Genomic DNA, 17,514 nt, shown 5'->3' on the forward strand with positions numbered 1-17,514 from the left:
GATCGCGCTGCGGCGGGGCGCATGCAGGCAGCCACGCACCGGGTGGGCAGGATATGCTTGGTAGCACCGCTGGCCGGCCCGCCCTGCGGGGCCAGGACAGCGCGCCGTCCTCTCATCCGCCCCTCGTGGAGCATGCACCATGGCTCTTGCTTTCGGCCGCCCTGCCCTTTGGCGCCCGCGCAGTTTGCTGGCACTGATCGGCCTGGCCCTGGCCGTGGCGCTGTGCTGGTGGCCGCAGTTCAATGCCGTGGCCGATGAAGCGGTGGACGCGGGCTTCAAGCGCGCGCTGGTGAGCTTTGCCACTGCGCGCACGCTGCACGGCGTGATTGCGGTGGTGCAAGGCACGGAACTGGCGGTGCAGCCCATGGGCATGGGCGTGACGCTGACGCCAGGGCAGATGCTCGCACCCATCAATGACCTGGCGGCCCAGGTGGCGGACTGGATGCTCTGGGCGAGCGTGGCCTTCGGCCTGCAAAAGCTGCTGCTCGCCATGGGCGGCAGCCTCTGGGTGTCGGGCGCGGTCACGCTGCTGGCGCTGCTGTGGCTGGCGGCGCGCCTGCGCGGGCACAGCCCGCCCTGGCTCACGCGGCTGCTCGTCGTGCTGCTGTTTGCCCGGCTGGTGATGCCGGTGACGATTCTGGGCAGCGAGCAGCTTTTTGCGCACTTTCTGGCCCAGCCCTACGAACAAAGCCAGCTCGCCAGCGACGCCGCCGCGCACGCGCTGCAGGCGCAGCAGCCCTCCGGCGCCGAGTCGCCCGCCCCCGATGCCCAAGGCCCTGGCCTGCTCGAGCGCCTGAAGCAATGGGGCAGCGGCGCGCGCGACGCCGTGGCCAGCCCGGTGCAGACCGCGCAGGCGCAGCTGCAGCGCATCAGCGCCGCACTCGATCAGCTGGTGCAGCAGCTCGTCACGCTGATCGTGGTGTTTGCGCTGCAGACCATCGTGCTGCCGCTGCTCCTGGCCTGGGCCTTGCTGCAGCTCTTTCGCGGTCTGCTTCAGGCCACATCGGGCGCGATCGCCTCAGCCCAGTCGTAGATCGCCTCCAGCAGCGCCTGGCCGCGCTCGTCGGCCTGCTCGCTCAAGGTGTCGAGCTGGGCGAACAGCGCGTCAAAGGTGCGCGCGCCGCCTTCGCCCTCCATCAGCGTGGCGATGCGGTGCTGCTGCCAGCGCTCGCGCTCCTCGTCGCTCAGGGTGTCGGGGAAATTGCGCGCGCGGTAGCGAAACAGCAGCTCAGCCAGGCGCGCATCGTCAAAGCCCGCGCGCGCCTGGGCCAGTTCGGCAGGCGGCAGGCGGCGCAGGCGCTCCAGGCGCCGGCGGTCTTCGTTGCCCAGAAAGCCGCCGTACAAATCCTGATCCACATCCGGCGCAGGCTCAGTCGGGCGCTGGTACACGGCGGGCCAGATCGCGCTCATGTCGGGCAGGTCGCGCGCGATGGCCGCGTGGCGCTCGGCCAGCGCCAGGTCCAGGCCCCAGCGCTCGGCCAGCGCAGGCGTGAGGGTCTTGAGATTGCCCACCACCATGGGCGACTTGTTCAGGTGCACGCTCTTGAGCGGCAGGCGCCCCAGCCCTTCGGGCAGGTCTTCGCTGCGGCTGAACAGGCGCAGGCGCAAGTCCTCGGCCGACAGGCCTGCGAGTTGCGAGGGGTCGTGCGCCAGGTCCCAGGCGAGCAGCTCGTTCCTGTTCGTCGGGTGCATGGCCAGCGGCCACATCACGGCAAGACAGCCCTGCTGAACCGCAAACATGCCCGAAACGTGCAGAAAGGGTTTTGCAGTGTTTTTCGTCGTCGGCAGGCGCAGTTCCTGCGCTACACGCTCTTTTTTTCGTAGCGACAGAGCAAAGTCGAACAGCTTGGGCTGGCACGCGCGGATGAGCCGCGCCAGCGCGATGGTCGCGCGCACGTCCGACAGCGCATCGTGCGCCGCTTCGTGCGCGATGCCGTTGGCGCGGGTGAGGTGCTCGAGCCGAAAGCTGGTCTTGCCCTCCACCTGGGGCCAGGCGATGCCGTCGGGGCGCAAGGCATGCGTCATGCGCACGACGTCCAGCAAGTCCCAGCGGCCGCATTCGTTCTGCCATTCGCGCGCATAGGGGTCGATGAGATTGCGCCAGAACATGAAGCGCGTGATCTCGTCGTCAAAGCGGATGCTGTTGTAGCCCACGCCGACGGTGCCGCTCTGGGCCAGCTCGGCTTCGATGCGCGCGGCAAAGACGTGCTCGGGCAGGCCTTTTTGCAGACATTCTTGCGGCGTGATGCCGGTGACCAGGCTCGCGCCGGGGTCGGGCAGATAGTCGTCGCCCGGGCGGCAGTAGAGCATCAGCGGCGCGCCGATTTCATTGAGCTCGGCATCGGTGCGGATGGCGGCAAACTGCGCCGGGCGGTCGCGCCGGGTGTCGGTGCCAAAGGTTTCGTAGTCGTGCCAGAGAAAGGTGTGTGCGGCCATGCCCCGCAGCATACCCAAGCCGCGCCTCAGGACAGGGCGCGCGCCAGCGCGTCGAACACCGCGCGCAGCCGCGGCGTGCCGCGCAGCTCGCGGTGCACCACCAGCCAGCAGGGCATGGGCGCAATGGCCAGCGCCGGCAGCACGCGCTGCACCTGCGGCGTGCGCTCGCCCACGCACAGCGGCGCGGCGCCTATGCCCAGGCCTTCGCAGACCGCCTGCCAGGCCAGCGCCGAATGGTCGGTGCGGATGGCAAAAAACTCGCGCGCCACGCTGAAGCCGGCGCGCTCGAAGCCGCGCACCATCAGGCCGTGGCGGTCGTCGCCTATCCAGGCGTGCTGGTGCATGGTCTCGGGCGCGACCGGCACGCGCGCGGCCAGATAGTCGCGGTGTGCGAACAAGCCCAGCGGCAAATCGGCCAGGCGGCGCGCGATCAGCTCTTTTTGCGTCGGCCGGAACATGCGCAGCGCAATGTCGGCTTCGCGCGCCAGCAGGTCGGCCACCTCGTCGCCCGGAGCCAGCTCGATCTGGATCTCGGGGTGCTGTGCGCGCAGCGGGCGCAGCGCCGGCAGCAGCAGGTGCTGGCTGACCATCTCGCTCGCCGTGATGCGCACCGTGCCAGCCAGCGCCAGCGCATGGCGCTCGAGCTGCAGGCCCATGCGCGCCACCTGCGCGCGCATCTCGCGCGCCGGCTCCAGCAGCACCTGTCCGGCCACCGTCGGCACCAGACCGCGCGGCGTGCGCTCGAACAAGGCCTGGCCGAGCCGCGCTTCAAGTTGCGCCAGGCGCCGGCTCAGCGTCGGCTGGCTGTCGCCCAGCAGCGCGGCGGCGCGGCCCAGCGAACCCGCTTCGGCCGCGGCCAGGAAGGCCTGCAGCAGGCGCCAGTCCAGGTTTTGCAAGGCATTGCTTTGCATGGCCAGTCATTCAATGGTGAATGATGGCAATTCTATGGCGTGGCTTCCCGGCCGGCGGCGCGGGGCCGATGATCGGCACATGCACATACCCACACGACACCTGATTCTCGGCGACGGCGTGATCGGCCGCGCCGCCGCCCAGACGCTGCGCGCCCGCGGCCACGAGGTCACTCTGGCCAGCCGCAGCGCACGCGGCGAAGCCGGCCACCTGCAACTCGATGCGCTGGACGCGCCAGCGCTCAGCCGCGCGCTGCACGGCCACAGCCACCTGCACCTGTGCCTGGGCCTGGATTACCGTGCCGAGGTCTGGGAGCGCGACTGGCCGCGCATCATGCAGGGCGCGATCGACGCCGCGCTCACCCACGGCGCGCGCCTGCTCTGGTTCGACAACATCTACGCCTACGGCCCGCTGCCGCTGGCCGTGCCGATGCGCGAGGACCACCCGCTGGCAGCGCCCTCGCGCAAGGGGCGCGTGCGCGAGGGGCTGATCGCGCAACTGCAGCAGGCGGGCGAGCAGCGGGGCCTGCGCTGGCTGATTGCGCGCAGCGCCGACTTCTACGGCCCGCACTCGCGCCTGTCCCTGCTGTATGTGGCCGGCCTGCAGCGCCAGTTGCAGGGCCGAAGCGCCGTGTGGCTGGGCAACGCGGACCGGCGCCACAGCTTCACCTACACGCCGGACGCGGGCCGCGCGCTGGCGCTGCTGGCGCTGGACGAGGGCGCCTGGCAGCAGAGCTGGCACATGCCCACGGCCAGCCCCGCGCCCACGCCGCGCGCGCTGCTGGCCGACAGCGCCCGCCTGCTGGGCCTGGCGCCGCGCCTGCACGTGCTGCCCGCGCCGCTGGTGCGCCTGGCCGGCCCACTGCACCCCCTGGTGCGCGAGGTCGGCGAAATGCTCTACCAGAACCAGCAAGACTATGTGTTCTGCAGCGACAAGTTCATGGCCCGCTACCCGGACTTTCGCATCACGCCCTATGCCGAGGGCCTGGCCGCCACGCTGGCCTCGTTCGCGCCGGCGGGCAAGCTGGCCGCGGCCTGAGCCGCTCGCGCCGATCGCCGGCGGGCAGGGCCGGATCGCATGGGCGGGCGCCAGCGGTAGCCAGCCGCGCGCCCGGGGCTTGGGGACTTGGGCACAATCTCCATCCATGCCTTCTCTTGCGCGCCACCGCAGCCTTGCACCCGCTTTGGTGCTGATGCTCGCAGCCCTGCTGGGCGGCGCCGCCAGCACCGGCTGGAGCGCCACGGCCGAGGCCGCCAGCGCCGAGCAGGCTGAGGATTTCAGCGCCTGGCTCGCCGGTTTTGCCAAGGAGGCACGCCAGGCCGGCATACGCCAGGACACGCTGGACGCGACGCTGGCCAAGGCGCGGCTGCTGCCCCAGGTGCTGGAGCTCGACCGCGCCCAGCCCGAGTTCGTGCGCCCGATCTGGACCTATCTTGACGGCGCGGTATCCACCCAGCGCATCCTCGCGGGCAAGGCGCAGCGCCAGCTGCATGCGGGCGCGCTGGACAGCGCCGCTGAACGCTACGGCGTGCCGGCCAGCATCATCACCGCGATCTGGGGCATAGAGAGCAGCTACGGCACGCACTTCGGCAGCTTTCGCACCGTCGATGCGCTGGCCACGCTCGCCTGGGACGGACGCCGGCGCGACTGGGCGCGCGGCGAGCTCATGGCGGCGCTCACCATCGTGGACCAGGGGCAGATCCCCGCAGCCAAGCTGGTCGGTTCCTGGGCCGGCGCCATGGGCCACACGCAGTTTCTGCCCTCGGTCTATCTGAAGTACGCGGTGGACGCCGACGGCGACGGCAAGCGCGACATCTGGAACAGCGTGCCCGACGTGCTCGCCTCCACCGCCAACTTCCTCGCGCAGTCGGGCTGGCGCCCGAGCGAACCCTGGGGCGCGGAAGTGCGCCTGCCGCCGAACTTCGACTACAGCCGCACCGAGCTGTCGGTGCGCCAGGACAGCGACGCCTGGGCCGCCGAGGGCGTGCGCAGCATGGACGGCAAGGTGCTGCCCGCGATGCGCGACGCTTCCATCCTCACGCCGGCCGGGCGCCTGGGGCCGGCGGTGATGGTGGGCAACAATTTCCGCGTGCTGCTGCGCTACAACAGCTCGACCAACTACGCGCTGGCGGTGAGCCTGCTGGCGCGCCAGATCGACGGCGGCCCCGCGCTGCTTGCGCCCTGGCCGCGCCAGCTCAAGCCGCTGGCGCGCAGCGAGATCGAGGCGTTGCAGATGGCGCTCAACCGCCTGGGCATGGACGCGGGCGAGCCCGACGGGGTGGTCGGCCCGGCCACGCGCGCGGGCCTGCGCCGCTACCAGAGCAGCACCGGCCAGACGCCCGACGGCTACCCGACGCAGGAGCTGCTGCAGCGCCTGCTGCAACACGGCGAAAGCCCTGCGCGATGAGCCCGGCTGCAAGCCCTACCGCAAACCCGGTCGCCAGCCCGCCCGTGCTGAGCAGCCAGTTGCGCGCCATCCTCGCGCGCTGCCGCACCATCGCCGTCGTCGGCCTCTCGCCGCAGTGGCACCGCCCGAGCCACTTTGCCGCGCAATACATGCAGGCGCATGGTTACCACGTCGTGCCGGTGAACCCGCTGGTGGCCAGGGAGGGCGGCAGCATCCTCGGCCAGCCGGCGTTTGCCAGCGTGCGCGAGGCCGCGCAGGCGCTGGCCGCGCAAGGGCGCAAGATAGACATGGTCAACTGCTTTCGCCGCGCCCAGGACATCCCGCCATTGGCCGAGGCGGCGATTGCGATTGGCGCGTCCTGCCTGTGGCTGCAACTGGGCGTGATCAATGAAGCGGCGGCCGCGCAGGCGCGCGCCGCAGGCCTCGATGTGGTGCAAGACCGCTGCGTGAAGATCGAGCATGCGCGCCTGTTTGGCGGTCTGGGCTGGGCGGGCGTGAACACCCGGGTGATCACCGCTCGGCGCGCACGCCAGCTACCCTACTGAAACCATAGCTGCAGGCGCACGCCAGATAAGCGTTTGAGCCACTTTTCATCTGAAAGAATGAGCAAGTCCCACGGCGACCATGTCTTTGGCTTTGGCACCCGCGCCATCCACGCCGGCGCCCAGCCCGACCCCGTGACCGGCGCGCGCGCCACGCCGATTCACCAGACCACGAGCTTCGTCTTCGACGACGCCGAACACGCCAGCAGGCTGTTCAACCTGGCCACTTTCGGCAACGTCTACAGCCGCATCTCCAACCCCACGGTGGCGGTGTTCGAGGAGCGCATGGCCAGCCTGGAAAACGGCCGCGCGGCGCTGGCTTGCGCCAGCGGCATGGCGGCGCAGATGACTGCCCTGTTTGCCCTGCTCAAGACCGGCGACCACGTGGTCGCCGCAAGCACGCTCTACGGCGGCAGCGTCGGGCAGCTGGGCATAGGTTTCGAGCGCCTGGGCATAGAGACCACCTTCGTCGATCCGGCCGACCCGGCCAATTTCGAGCGCGCCATGCGCGCCGAAACCCGCGTGGTCTTTGGCGAAACCCTGGGCAATCCGCTGGTGAACGTGCTGGACATCGCCGCGGTGGCGGAAGTGGCGCATGCGCACGGCGTGCCACTCATCGTGGACAACACCGTGGCCAGCCCGTATCTGTGCAACCCGCTCGATCTGGGTGCGGACATCGTGGTGCACAGCGCCACCAAATACATCGGCGGCCACGGCACGACCATGGGCGGCGTGCTCATCGAAAGCGGGCGCTTCCCCTGGGACAACGGCAAGTTCCCCGACATGACCGAGCCCAGCCGGGCCTACCACGGCGTGAAGTTCTACGAGACCTTTGGCGACTTCGGCTACACCATGAAGGCGCGCATGGAGGTCAACCGCACCTACGGCGGCGTGCTCTCGCCGATGAACGCCTGGCTGCTGCTGCAAGGCGCAGAGACTTTGCACCTGCGCATGCAGGCGCACTGCCGCAACGCGCTGGCAGTGGCCAAGCACCTGAAGCAGCACCCCAAGGTCGCTTGGGTCAACTACCCGGGCCTGCCCGATTCGCCCTGCCACGCGCTCGCGAAAAAGCAGTTTCGCGAAGTCGATGGCGCGCCGGGCGCCTCGGGGCTGCTCACCTTCGGCATCCGGGGCGGCGCGGCGGCGGGCGAGAAGTTCATCGATGCCTGCGAGTTTCTGAGCCACCTGGCCAACATCGGCGACGCCAAGACCCTGGTGATCCACCCGGCTTCGACCACGCACCGCCAGCTGAGCGACGAGGAGCTCGCGCGCGCCGGCGTGCGCCCCGACATGGTGCGCCTGTCGGTCGGCATCGAGGACGTGGACGACATCCTCTGGGACATCGACCAGGCGCTGGCGCGCGCCTGCGCCTGACTGAGCCGCCGGGGCGTCAGTTGCGCGGCGGGCTGGCCGGCAGGATCACCAGCGACTCACCGGTCGGCGTCACCACTTCGGCCCCCTCCGCAGGCGGTTTCGCCTTTTTCTGCAGCGGTGCACTGCCGAACGTCACCGGAATCGAAACCGCCTGCTGCGCCCCGCCTTGCTGCGCGACGAAGACGTTCAGGTAGTGCCTGCCGTCCTGCACCCCGCGCAGCAGCAGCGCGTCGCTCGCCCGGCCCTGGGCATCGGCGCTCAAGGTGACCTGGGCGGCGCTCTCGAGCACCAAGCCGGGCTCGGCGCGATAACTCACCGTCAGGCTGGCGCCGGGGCGCGCATGCAAGAAGTCCAGGACGAGTCGGGCACTGGCACCGCTGGCAAACGCGCTGGGGCCTTGCACCTGCACCGCCAGCGTGGTTCCAGGCTTGGCCGTGGTGGCCACCGGCGCGTCGGCGCTAGCGGGTCCGGCCACGCCGCATCCGGGCAGCAGCGCCAGAGCAGCACACAGAAAAATCACTCGACGAAGGGTAGGAAACGGGGTCATGGTGCGGTCCTCACTGAAACACGCGAACGGAAAAGCAGCTCTTGATCGGCTTGGGCAGGATCGCCATGACGTACTCGCCTGGAGTCAAGTTGAGCCCGACAGTCTGGTCATCGATCTCTTGCAGCGCCACCTCCCCGCCGCTGCCGCGCACCTCGACGACGCTTGCATCACCTTCGGTGAACTCCAGCTTGTACGCCGCACTGCTGGCGACCGCAAAACGGTAGTAGCGCCGATTGCCCAGCTTGTTGCCCTCGACCCCCAGTTCATCGGTGGCGCACAGGCGGGCAGGTTGCGCACCCAGCGTGAGCGAGGTGTAGATCGGCAACACCTTGCTTTCGTGTTCGGGCACGCTTGCCAGGCTTTGTGGCCAGGCCTGGTGCGTGCCCCAGATGTCGAGCGGCGCACCATGAACGGTCTGGATGTCGGCGAGCAGGCCATCGAGCACTGCCTGCCCGTCGGCGTCCGCCCCGGCGCGCAGATAGGTGGCGAACGTGAACAGGCTGGTGAAGGCCGGCGTGCTCTTTTGCGGCCCGGTCATCACGCGGTAGATGGCGTCAAAACCGAGCTGAGGCGCACGGTAGGTCTTGTAGAGCAGGGTCTGCACCGCCGCTTCGTTGAACCAGCCTGCGGGCTCATCGGCGGAGAAAAGACCCAGGTCAAACGCCAAGCCCGATCGCGCCTGCCGCGGGCCGTTGGTGTCGATGTAGAGCGGATCGTCGCGCACCATGCCGGCCAGCGCATTGCCCCAGGCTTCGCCAAAGGCCAGGCGCATGTCCAGCACCTCGCCGCCGCCGTGCGGGCCACCGGTGCTGTCCGAGCGCGACAGGCGCGACTCGAAGTAATGCCCCCATTCGTGCACGATGACGCCGGTGTCGTATTCGTCGGTGTCCACGTCCGCCTTGCCCAGGATGTACAAGCCGGGGGTGGCACCTGCGGACCGCCAGTGGCTGGTCGTGATCTCGCCCAGCGACGGATCGCCATTCGCCGGCCGATTGTTGATGCTCCAGTAGGCATTCATCGCGGGAAACGCCACGCCGGGATCGACGGCGCGGATTTTTTCGATCGCCGAATAGAACTGGTCGAGGATGGCAAACGGTGCGGCCGCGCGCGCCTGCCCATAGCCGCTGCCCGTCCATCCCGAGCCCGCATGCAAATCGCGCGCGAGCGTGGCGCTGCTGCCGCTGTCAAACGCCTCGCTCTGCACCGTGTACAGCGCGGCGTTGCCCTGGGCATACCCGGCGGAAGTGTTGTCGCGGACGCTGAAATCCCAGCTCGCGCCCGCGCCCGGCGCCTGCAGCAGGCGCGCCTTGGCACGCAGGCGCACCGAGGTCTTGACCGGTACCGTCAGCGTGAAGCTGCCATCCGCGCCCGCGCGGGTGCTGGCCAGCTCCCGCCCGTCGTCGGCCACCGCCACCACTTGCACGCCGCGCGCCGGCCGGGACGTGATGTTCGCGTAGTTCAACCCGGCGGAGATCGTGGCCGGCACGAAGTCGTAGCTGACACGGCCCTGGATGGCGACCGAGCTGACATCGTGCCCTTCGCCACCGCCGCCGCCGCCGCCATCACCGCCTCCGCATGAAACCAGCCACAAGGGCAGGACAAGCGCGCCGAGCCAGCGCGGGAAACGGGGTCGGGAACCATGCATGCGAGGGGTCATCGCTTGAACTCCGGGATTCAGGTACCGGAACGATAAACGCCAAACCCTGGCAGCAAGCGAAAGACCCTTCGAACCAGTCCCGCAAAGGTCAGCAGCCAGGCCAGCAGGCCAAAACCGAGGAAAACCCGCGCCAGCGGCTCCAGCAGCGCCAGTTGCAGCGCATGATCCATCTGCCAGGTACATGCCGCGTACATGCCCAGCGGAAACACCAGCGCCCAGTAGCGCGGCTCGTACACGAGCGGATAGCGGCGCACGCCGTGGCGCCAGACACCCAGCAGCACCAGCACCGGTATCCACCAGCTTCCGGCCGCCCAGTACGTCAGCGTGACACCCTTGACGAAGGGCAGCAGCATCGCCAGCCACGGCGCTTGCGGCGCCTCGTGGATCAGCAATGCTCCGGCCAGCGTCGAAATCGCCAGCGCGCCCATGTTGATCCAGTACGAAGGCACGAGCTCCTCGGGCGCCAGGCGCAGGAACATGAAGCGGTAGAAGATCAGCCCCATCAGCCAGAGGTAGAGCACCCCGGCCCAGAGCCACAAGGTGAGCGCGAGAAAGTTGAGCGTCGCGCGCCAGCGCAGCGCAACGTCGGGCGCAAGCAGCGCGCACACCACCGCCACCGATTGCGTCGCCACGACGGCGAGCAGCCACGAGCCGCTGATGCCTTGCACCAGCGGCGGCTTGTCGCGCTTGATGATGAAGGCCAGGAAGATCGAATACGTGAAAGCCGCCCACAACACCAGCGTGAGCACGCCCAGCGCCAGGCCCGCCTGCCGCGCCTGTTCCTGCACCAGCACCTGCGATGCCAGCACGCCCGTGGCCGCGACCACGGTGAAATAGCCCGGACCACGCGCGTGATCGGTCAGATCGCCCAGGCAGCGCCGGGGCCAGATCAGCGCGCGCAGCAGGTACAGCAGCCACAGCAGCGCGTACTGCGCGACGTTGAGCACCAGCAGCACGCGCGCCACCCAGGGCAGGCCCAGCATCCCGGCCGCAAGCGCGAGGATGCCCGTGGCCATCACCAGGCCAAAGTTGGCCGGGGACAGCTCTGCCAGCGCCGCGCGCCAGGCGGCCAGGGTGTTCATGCTATTTATATGGTAGCTGTTAGCGCCACATCCATGGGCGTTACAGGCTTTTTTCTTTGATATTTCCGGGAAAAAGAAAACCCGCCAGCGGCGGGTTCTCGCTCAGCCGCGCGCCTCAGTCCGCCGCGGCCGCCTCCTTGTGCTCGGCGCTCTTGGAGCGCTCCTTCTTGGACAGAGGCTCGATGTCGAGCTTGACTTCGGCGCTCTCCTCGCCCTTGTCGTCCTTGCCCGGGACGATGTCCACCGTCACGCGCCCGCCGTCGGTGAGCTTGCCAAACAGCAGCTCGTCGGCCAGCGCCTTGCGTATGGTGTCCTGGATCAGACGCTGCATGGGGCGCGCGCCCATCAGCGGATCAAAGCCCTTCTTGGCCAGGTGTTTGCGCAGCTCGTCGGTGAAGGTGACCTCCACTTTTTTCTCGCCGAGCTGCTGCTCCAGTTGCAGCAGGAACTTGTCGACCACGCGCAGGATGACCTGCTCGTCGAGCGCCTTGAAGCTGACGATCGCGTCCAGGCGGTTTCTGAACTCGGGCGTGAACAGGCGCTTGATGTCGGCCATCTCGTCGCCCGCCTGGCGCTGCGTGGTGAAGCCTATCGTGGACTTGTTCATGGTCTCGGCACCGGCGTTCGTCGTCATCACGATGATGACGTTGCGAAAGTCGGCCTTGCGCCCGTTGTTGTCCGTCAGCGTGCCGTGGTCCATGACCTGCAAGAGCACGTTGAAGATGTCCGGATGCGCCTTCTCGATCTCGTCGAGCAGCAGCACCGAATGCGGCTTCTTGGCCACGGCCTCGGTCAACAGGCCGCCCTGGTCGAAGCCGACATAGCCCGGGGGCGCGCCGATCAGGCGGCTGACCGCGTGGCGCTCCATGTATTCGGACATGTCAAAGCGGATCAGCTCTATGCCCATGATGTAGGCCAGCTGGCGCGCCGCCTCGGTCTTGCCCACGCCCGTGGGGCCGGAAAACAGGAAGGCGCCGATCGGCTTGTCGTCCTTGCCCAGGCCCGAGCGCGCCATCTTCACGCTGGAAGCGAGCACCTCCAGCGCCTTGTCCTGGCCAAAGACCACGCTCTTCAAGTCGCGCTCCAGCGTCTGCAGCTTGCCGCGGTCGTCGTTGCTCACGTTGGCCGGCGGAATGCGCGCGATCTTGGCGACGATCTCCTCGATCTCGCTCTTGCCTATGGTCTTCTTGCGCTTGCTCGGCACCAGGATGCGCTGGGCAGCGCCGGCCTCGTCGATCACGTCGATCGCCTTGTCGGGCAGATGGCGGTCGTTGATGTACTTGGCCGAGAGCTCGGCCGCCGCCTGCAGCGCGGCCGAGGCGTACTTGACCGCGTGGTGCTCCTCGAAGCGGCTCTTGAGGCCCTTCAAGATTTCCACGGTCTCGGCCACCGTCGGCTCGGTCACGTCCACCTTCTGGAAACGCCGCGAGAGCGCCGCATCCTTTTCAAAGATGCCGCGGTACTCGGTGTAGGTGGTCGCGCCTATGCACTTGAGCTGGCCGCTGGACAGCGCTGGCTTGAGCAGGTTGGACGCATCCAGCGTGCCGCCCGAGGCCGCGCCCGCGCCGATCAGCGTGTGGATCTCGTCGATGAACAAGATGGCGCTGGGCTTGTCCTTGAGGTTCTTCAAGACGCCCTTGAGGCGCTGCTCGAAATCGCCGCGGTACTTGGTGCCAGCCAGCAGCGCGCCCATGTCCAGCGCGTAGACGGTGCAGTCCTTGAGGATCTCGGGCACGTCGCCCTGGGTTATGCGCCAGGCCAGGCCCTCGGCAATCGCCGTCTTGCCCACGCCGGCCTCACCGACCAGCAGCGGGTTGTTCTTGCGCCGGCGGCACAGGATTTGCACCGTGCGCTCGACTTCGTAGTTGCGCCCGATCAGCGGGTCGATGCGCCCGTCCTTGGCCGCCTGGTTGAGGTTTTGCGTGTATTGCTCGAGCGGCGAAGCCTTCTCGCTGCGCTCGCCCGCGCTCTGGCTGGCGCTCTCTTCGCCTTCGGCTTGCGGGGCTTCGGGGCGCGCCTGCTCGGCCGCCTCGCCCTTCCTGATGCCGTGGGCGATGAAGTTCACCACGTCCAGGCGCGTCACGCCCTGCTGGTGCAGGTAGTACACCGCGTGCGAGTCCTTCTCGCCGTAGATGGCCACGAGCACGTTGGCGCCCGTGACTTCCTTCTTGCCGTTGCCGGTGGACTGCACGTGCATGATGGCGCGCTGGATCACGCGCTGAAAGCCGAGCGTGGGCTGGGTGTCCACCTCGTCGCTGCCGGCCACTTGCGGGGTGTTGTCGCGAATGAAACCGGCCAGCGCCGAGCGCAGATCGTCGATGTTGGCCGCGCAGGCCTTGAGCACCTCGGTGGCGCTCGGGTTGTCCAGCAGGGCCAGCAGCAGGTGCTCCACGGTGATGAACTCGTGGCGCTGCTGGCGGGCCTCTACGAAGGCCATGTGCAAGCTGACTTCCAGTTCCTGGGCAATCATGTGAGAACTCCTTTTGCTTGCGGTTGGGTCTAACTGTAGATCAGGGCGGACTGCCTGTCATTCAACAGGCTCGGCAAGGCATTGCAGCGGGTGCCCCGCCTTGTGCGCGGCATCCATCACCTGGGCCACCTTGGTGTCGGCAAGGTCGCGGGTATAGACACCGCAGACGCCTTTGCCATCGAGGTGGATCTTGAGCATGATCCGCGTCGCGGCTTCGCGGTCCTTGTTGAAGAATTCCTGCAGCACCACCACGACGAATTCCATGGGCGTGAAGTCGTCGTTGAGCATCACCACCTGGTACATCTTGGGCGGCTGCAGTTTCTGGGTGCGCCGCTCGGCCACCACCGAACCGCCCTCGTCCCAGGACGGCTCACGCGGTGGCGGCACGGGCACTTTGGTAACCATGAAACCCATTCTAGCCATCCGGGTGCGCGCCTGAACGCACTGCATCTGGTGCTGTGACCCGGCTTTTCAAGCCATCTGCCGCACGGCCCGCCCAGGGGCACAGCCACGGGCGCGCGCAGCGCGCGACAGCAGCTTCAAACCGCCGCGTAAACCACCTGCACGGCGCCCTCGCCGGCCTGCGCGCTCCAGGCCGCGAGCGCCGCATCCGTGGGGTAGAAGCGGCTGGCATCGCCCAGCTGCAGCTCGGCCGTGGCGGCCTCGCCCTCGGCCTGGCAGCGCAGCGCCAGGCGCACGCGCAGGCCCTGGCTGAGCACATGACCGTCGTCCGTCTGTTCGGTGCGCGGCGGAAAGCGGCGCACGAAGTCGGCCACGTCCGGCAGCGCCGCGCCCGCGCGCACGTGCAGGTAGCGGCCAAAGCGCGCGCGCGCGGCCGGCACGCTCCAGATCTGCTGGGCCTTCAGGCGCAGCCCGCCGTTGAAGTGGTCGGGCTGCACGCGTGCGCTGAGCACCAGCGCCTCGTCGTCGCGCAGCGCGTCGGCGGCGGCGGCCGCCAGCGCCTCGTCGGCCGAAACCTCGATGCTGGCACTCTTGTCGTCGAGCTTGAACAGCGTGAGCTTGCCGCGCTGACCGTTGATCGCGCGCAGCTCGGAGACGATGCCGGCGACCACCACGCTGTCGCGGCTGTCTGCCAGGTCGGCGATCGCCGTCGGGGCAAAGCGGCGCACCTCGGTCTGCACCGCGTCGAAGAGGTGGCCAGAGAGGTGAAAACCGATAGCGGTCTTCTCCTGCGTCAGGCGCTCGCGCACGTCCCAGGGCACCACGGTGGCCAGCGGCGGCTCCTCGTCGCTCGCGCCGACCGCACCCTCGCCCATCATGTCGAAAAGACCGCCCTGGTTGGCATTGGCCAGTTGCGCCTGGGCGTAGTCGAATGCGGTGTCTATGCTGGCGGCCAGCGCTGCCCTGTCGCGGCACAGGCCATCGAAAGCACCGGCTTTGACCAAGGCCTCGACGGTGCGCTTGTTGATGCGCGAGCGGTCTACCCGCACGCAAAAATCAAAGAGGCTCTTGAACGGCCCGCGCGTGCCGCCCTGCGGCCCTTCGCCGCGGCCCTCGCGCGCGGCGACGATGGCCTCGATCGCCTGCTGGCCCGTACCCTTGACCGCGCCCAGGCCGTAGCGGATCACCTGGTCGGTCACGGGCTCGAAGCGGTACACGCCGCGGTTGATGTCTGGCGGCTCGAACGACAGGCCCTCGCGGATGGCATCGTCGTGCAACACCTTGAGCTTGTCGGTGTCGTCCATTTCAATGCTCATGTTGGCACAGAAAAACTCCGCCGTGTAGTGCACCTTGAGCCAGCCGGTGTGGTAGGCCAGCAGCGAATAGGCTGCGGCGTGCGACTTGTTGAAGCCGTAGCCCGCGAATTTCTCCATCAGGTCGAAGACCTCGTCCGCCTTGGCTTCGCTGATGCCCTTCTTGGCCGCGCCCTCGCGGAAGATCTGGCGGTGCTTGGCCATCTCCTCGGCCTTTTTCTTGCCCATGGCGCGGCGCAACAGGTCGGCGCCGCCCAGGCTGTAGCCGCCCAGCAGCTGCGCGGTCTGCATCACCTGCTCCTGGTAGACCATGATGCCGTAGGTCTCGGAGAGCACCGGCTCTACCAGCGGGTGCGGATAGACCACTTCTTCCTTGCCGTGCTTGCGGTGGATGAAACTGGGAATCAGGTCCATCGGCCCCGGGCGGTACAAGGCGTTCAGGGCGATCAGGTCTTCCAGGCGGCTGGGGCGCGCCTCCTTGAGCATGCCTTGCATGCCGCGGCTTTCAAACTGGAACACCGCCTCGGTGCGTCCCTCCTGGAACAGCTTGTAGGTCGGCGCATCGTCCAGTGGAATGTTCTCGAAGGCAAAGTTTTCCTGCCCGCGATGGCGCGCGACGATGAATTCGCGCGCGAGCTCCAGGATGGTGAGCGTTGCCAGGCCAAGAAAGTCGAACTTCACCAGGCCGATCGCCTCCACGTCGTCCTTGTCGAACTGGCTCACCGCCGAGCTGCTGCCCGGCTGCTGATAAAGCGGGCAAAAATCGGTGAGCTTGCCCGGCGCAATCAACACGCCGCCCGCGTGCATGCCGATGTTGCGCGTCAGGCCTTCGAGCTTTTGCGCCATCTCGACCACGGTGCGCACCTCTTCTTCGGCCTGCACGCGCGCCATGAGCTGGGGTTCGAGCTCCAGCGCGTAGTTGTGCTTGTCGCCCTCCGCCTTGGGCTCGGGCGGATAGGCCAGGGTATAAGTCTGCCCGGGCTTGGCCGGCACCAGCTTGGAGATGCCGTCGCAGAAGGTGTAGCTCATGTCCATGACGCGCCCGGCGTCACGGATCGCCGCCTTGGCCGCCATGGTGCCGAAAGTGGCGATCTGGCTCACCGCGTCCTTGCCGTAGCGCTCCTTGACGTAGTCGATCACCCGGTCGCGATTGGCCTGGCAGAAATCGATGTCGAAGTCGGGCATCGAGACACGCTCGGGGTTCAGGAAGCGCTCGAACAGCAGCTTGTAGTGCAGCGGGTCGAGGTCGGTGATCTTGAGCGCATAGGCCACGAGCGAGCCCGCGCCCGAACCGCGCCCCGGCCCCACGGGGCAGCCATGGGCCTTGGCCCACTGGATGAAGTCGCCCACGATCAGGAAGTAGCCGGGGAAACCCATCTTGTTGATGATGTCCAGCTCGAAATCCAGGCGCTCCTGGTAGCGCGGCTGCTCTGCCTGGCGCTCGGCCTCGTCGGGGTAGAGATGGCGCAGCCGCGCCTCCAAGCCCTCTTGCGCGACGTGGCGAAAGTAGTCCTCGACGCCCATGCCGGCGGGGATGGGAAAGTCGGGCAACTGCGGTTTGCCCAGCTCCAGCGTGAGGCTGCAGCGCAGCGCGATCTGCACGGTGTTGGCCAGGGCCGAGGGCAGGTCGGCAAAGAGCTGGCGCATTTGCGCGCCGCTCTTGAAATACTGCTCGCGCGTGAAGCGGCGCACGCGCCGGCGGTCGCCCAGCGTGCTGCCTTCGGCAATGCACACGCGCGCCTCGTGCGCATCGTAGTCCTCGGGCGCGAGGAATTGCACCGGGTGGGTCGCGACGACCGGCAGGTGCAGGCGCGCGGCCAGTTGCACCGCGGCCGCCACATGGGCTTCGTCCTCGTCGCGCCCGGCGCGCTGCAGCTCCAGGTAAAAGCGATGCGGAAAGGCCGCCGCGAGCTGCAATGCCTGCTCTGCGGCGCCGGCTTCGTTGCCGGCGAGCAGTGCGCGCCCTACCGGGCCGGCCTGGGCGCCCGAGAGCGCAATCAAGCCCTCGGCCAGTTCCTGCAGCCATTGCCAGCGGCAAACCGCCTGATCGCGCGCCACGCCCTGCGTCCAGGCGCGCGAGAGCAGCTCGCACAGGTTCAGATAGCCCTGGCGGTCCTGCACCAGCAGCACGATGCGCGCGGGCTCGCCGCCCGCAGTGTCTTCCAGCCAGATTTCGGCGCCCAGCAGCGGCTTGACCCCCTTGGCGCGCGCGGCCTTGTAGAACTTGAGCGCGCCAAACAGGTTGCTCAGGTCGGTGAGCGCCAGCGCGCCCTGCCCGTCGCTGGCCGCCGCCTGCACGGCCTGATCGATGCGCGTGGTGCCATCGACGACGGAAAACTCGGAATGCAGGCGCAGATGGACGAACATCGGGCGAT

Annotated in this window: 13 protein-coding genes; 5 read left to right on the top strand and 8 right to left on the bottom strand. The window is 68.3% G+C overall.

Features of this window, described 5'->3' with window-relative positions:
* Positions 1-139: 139 nt before the first annotated feature.
* The gene (locus KUD94_RS07960; protein WP_218236448.1) at positions 140-1,033 is read left to right on the top strand and encodes a hypothetical protein; all 894 of its coding nucleotides are present in this window, start codon (positions 140-142) and stop codon (positions 1,031-1,033) included.
* On the opposite strand, the gene sbcB is transcribed toward KUD94_RS07960, so the two are convergent.
* Positions 994-2,436: an exodeoxyribonuclease I gene (gene sbcB, locus KUD94_RS07965; protein WP_218236450.1), complete on the bottom strand. Its 1,443-nt coding sequence runs from the start codon at positions 2,434-2,436 to the stop codon at positions 994-996. The two genes, KUD94_RS07960 and sbcB, sit on opposite strands and share 40 nt — an antisense overlap.
* 26 nt (positions 2,437-2,462) lie before the next feature.
* Positions 2,463-3,347 carry a LysR family transcriptional regulator gene (locus KUD94_RS07970; protein ID WP_218236451.1) on the bottom strand — a complete coding sequence of 295 codons (885 nt, stop codon included), beginning with the start codon at positions 3,345-3,347 and terminating at the stop codon, positions 2,463-2,465.
* 79 nt (positions 3,348-3,426) lie between these two features.
* On the opposite strand from KUD94_RS07970, the gene KUD94_RS07975 reads away from it, so the two are divergent.
* From KUD94_RS07975 to KUD94_RS07990, 4 genes are all read left to right on the top strand, one after another.
* On the top strand, positions 3,427-4,383 hold the full coding sequence (locus tag KUD94_RS07975) for an NAD-dependent epimerase/dehydratase family protein (RefSeq protein WP_218236453.1): 957 nt from the start codon (positions 3,427-3,429) through the stop codon (positions 4,381-4,383).
* A gap of 106 nt (positions 4,384-4,489) precedes the next feature.
* Positions 4,490-5,752, top strand: a complete 1,263-nt coding sequence (locus tag KUD94_RS07980; RefSeq protein ID WP_255568661.1) for a lytic murein transglycosylase — start codon at positions 4,490-4,492, stop codon at positions 5,750-5,752.
* Complete coding sequence (locus tag KUD94_RS07985) at positions 5,749-6,297, top strand: CoA-binding protein (RefSeq protein WP_218236455.1); 549 nt, start codon at positions 5,749-5,751, stop codon at positions 6,295-6,297. Before KUD94_RS07980 ends, KUD94_RS07985 begins: the two co-directional genes overlap by 4 nt.
* Positions 6,298-6,354: 57 nt before the next feature.
* A complete protein-coding gene (locus KUD94_RS07990) occupies positions 6,355-7,668 on the top strand; it encodes an O-acetylhomoserine aminocarboxypropyltransferase/cysteine synthase family protein (protein WP_218236457.1) in 1,314 nt (437 codons plus the stop codon).
* Between the two features lie 16 nt (positions 7,669-7,684).
* Here KUD94_RS07990 and KUD94_RS07995 read toward each other — a convergent pair whose 3' ends face one another.
* From KUD94_RS07995 to dnaE, 6 genes are all read right to left on the bottom strand, one after another.
* The gene (locus KUD94_RS07995; protein ID WP_218236458.1) at positions 7,685-8,143 is read right to left on the bottom strand and encodes a hypothetical protein; all 459 of its coding nucleotides are present in this window, start codon (positions 8,141-8,143) and stop codon (positions 7,685-7,687) included.
* 82 nt (positions 8,144-8,225) lie between these two features.
* A complete protein-coding gene (locus KUD94_RS08000; RefSeq protein ID WP_218236460.1) occupies positions 8,226-9,872 on the bottom strand; it encodes a hypothetical protein in 1,647 nt (548 codons plus the stop codon).
* Positions 9,873-9,889: 17 nt separating this feature from the next.
* Positions 9,890-10,954 carry a tellurite resistance/C4-dicarboxylate transporter family protein gene (locus KUD94_RS08005; protein WP_218236462.1) on the bottom strand — a complete coding sequence of 355 codons (1,065 nt, stop codon included), beginning with the start codon at positions 10,952-10,954 and terminating at the stop codon, positions 9,890-9,892.
* A gap of 115 nt (positions 10,955-11,069) precedes the next feature.
* A complete protein-coding gene (clpA, locus tag KUD94_RS08010) occupies positions 11,070-13,424 on the bottom strand; it encodes an ATP-dependent Clp protease ATP-binding subunit ClpA (protein ID WP_218236464.1) in 2,355 nt (784 codons plus the stop codon).
* A gap of 57 nt (positions 13,425-13,481) precedes the next feature.
* Entirely contained in the window at positions 13,482-13,838 is a 357-nt protein-coding gene (clpS, locus tag KUD94_RS08015) for an ATP-dependent Clp protease adapter ClpS (protein ID WP_370625854.1), read from the bottom strand.
* Positions 13,839-13,963: 125 nt separating this feature from the next.
* Positions 13,964-17,506 carry a DNA polymerase III subunit alpha gene (dnaE, locus tag KUD94_RS08020; RefSeq protein ID WP_218236468.1) on the bottom strand — a complete coding sequence of 1,181 codons (3,543 nt, stop codon included), beginning with the start codon at positions 17,504-17,506 and terminating at the stop codon, positions 13,964-13,966.
* Between the last annotated feature and the right edge of the window lie 8 nt (positions 17,507-17,514).

This window comes from Comamonas sp. NLF-1-9 (assembly GCF_019195435.1).
Lineage (GTDB): Bacteria > Pseudomonadota > Gammaproteobacteria > Burkholderiales > Burkholderiaceae_C > Comamonas_C.

Excerpts from the sequence above, each read along its gene's own strand:
- KUD94_RS07960 (WP_218236448.1), top strand. The coding sequence starts at position 140 with ATGGCTCTTGCTTTCGGCCGCCCTGCCCTTTGGCGCCCGCGCAGTTTG.
- clpA (WP_218236464.1), bottom strand. The coding sequence starts at position 13,424 with ATGATTGCCCAGGAACTGGAAGTCAGCTTGCACATGGCCTTCGTAGAG.
- KUD94_RS07970 (WP_218236451.1), bottom strand. The coding sequence starts at position 3,347 with ATGCAAAGCAATGCCTTGCAAAACCTGGACTGGCGCCTGCTGCAGGCC.
- KUD94_RS07985 (WP_218236455.1), top strand. The coding sequence starts at position 5,749 with ATGAGCCCGGCTGCAAGCCCTACCGCAAACCCGGTCGCCAGCCCGCCC.
- KUD94_RS08000 (WP_218236460.1), bottom strand. The coding sequence starts at position 9,872 with ATGACCCCTCGCATGCATGGTTCCCGACCCCGTTTCCCGCGCTGGCTC.
- clpS (WP_370625854.1), bottom strand. The coding sequence starts at position 13,838 with ATGGGTTTCATGGTTACCAAAGTGCCCGTGCCGCCACCGCGTGAGCCG.
- KUD94_RS07980 (WP_255568661.1), top strand. The coding sequence starts at position 4,490 with ATGCCTTCTCTTGCGCGCCACCGCAGCCTTGCACCCGCTTTGGTGCTG.
- KUD94_RS07990 (WP_218236457.1), top strand. The coding sequence starts at position 6,355 with ATGAGCAAGTCCCACGGCGACCATGTCTTTGGCTTTGGCACCCGCGCC.
- dnaE (WP_218236468.1), bottom strand. The coding sequence starts at position 17,506 with ATGTTCGTCCATCTGCGCCTGCATTCCGAGTTTTCCGTCGTCGATGGC.
- KUD94_RS08005 (WP_218236462.1), bottom strand. The coding sequence starts at position 10,954 with ATGAACACCCTGGCCGCCTGGCGCGCGGCGCTGGCAGAGCTGTCCCCG.
- KUD94_RS07975 (WP_218236453.1), top strand. The coding sequence starts at position 3,427 with ATGCACATACCCACACGACACCTGATTCTCGGCGACGGCGTGATCGGC.
- sbcB (WP_218236450.1), bottom strand. The coding sequence starts at position 2,436 with ATGGCCGCACACACCTTTCTCTGGCACGACTACGAAACCTTTGGCACC.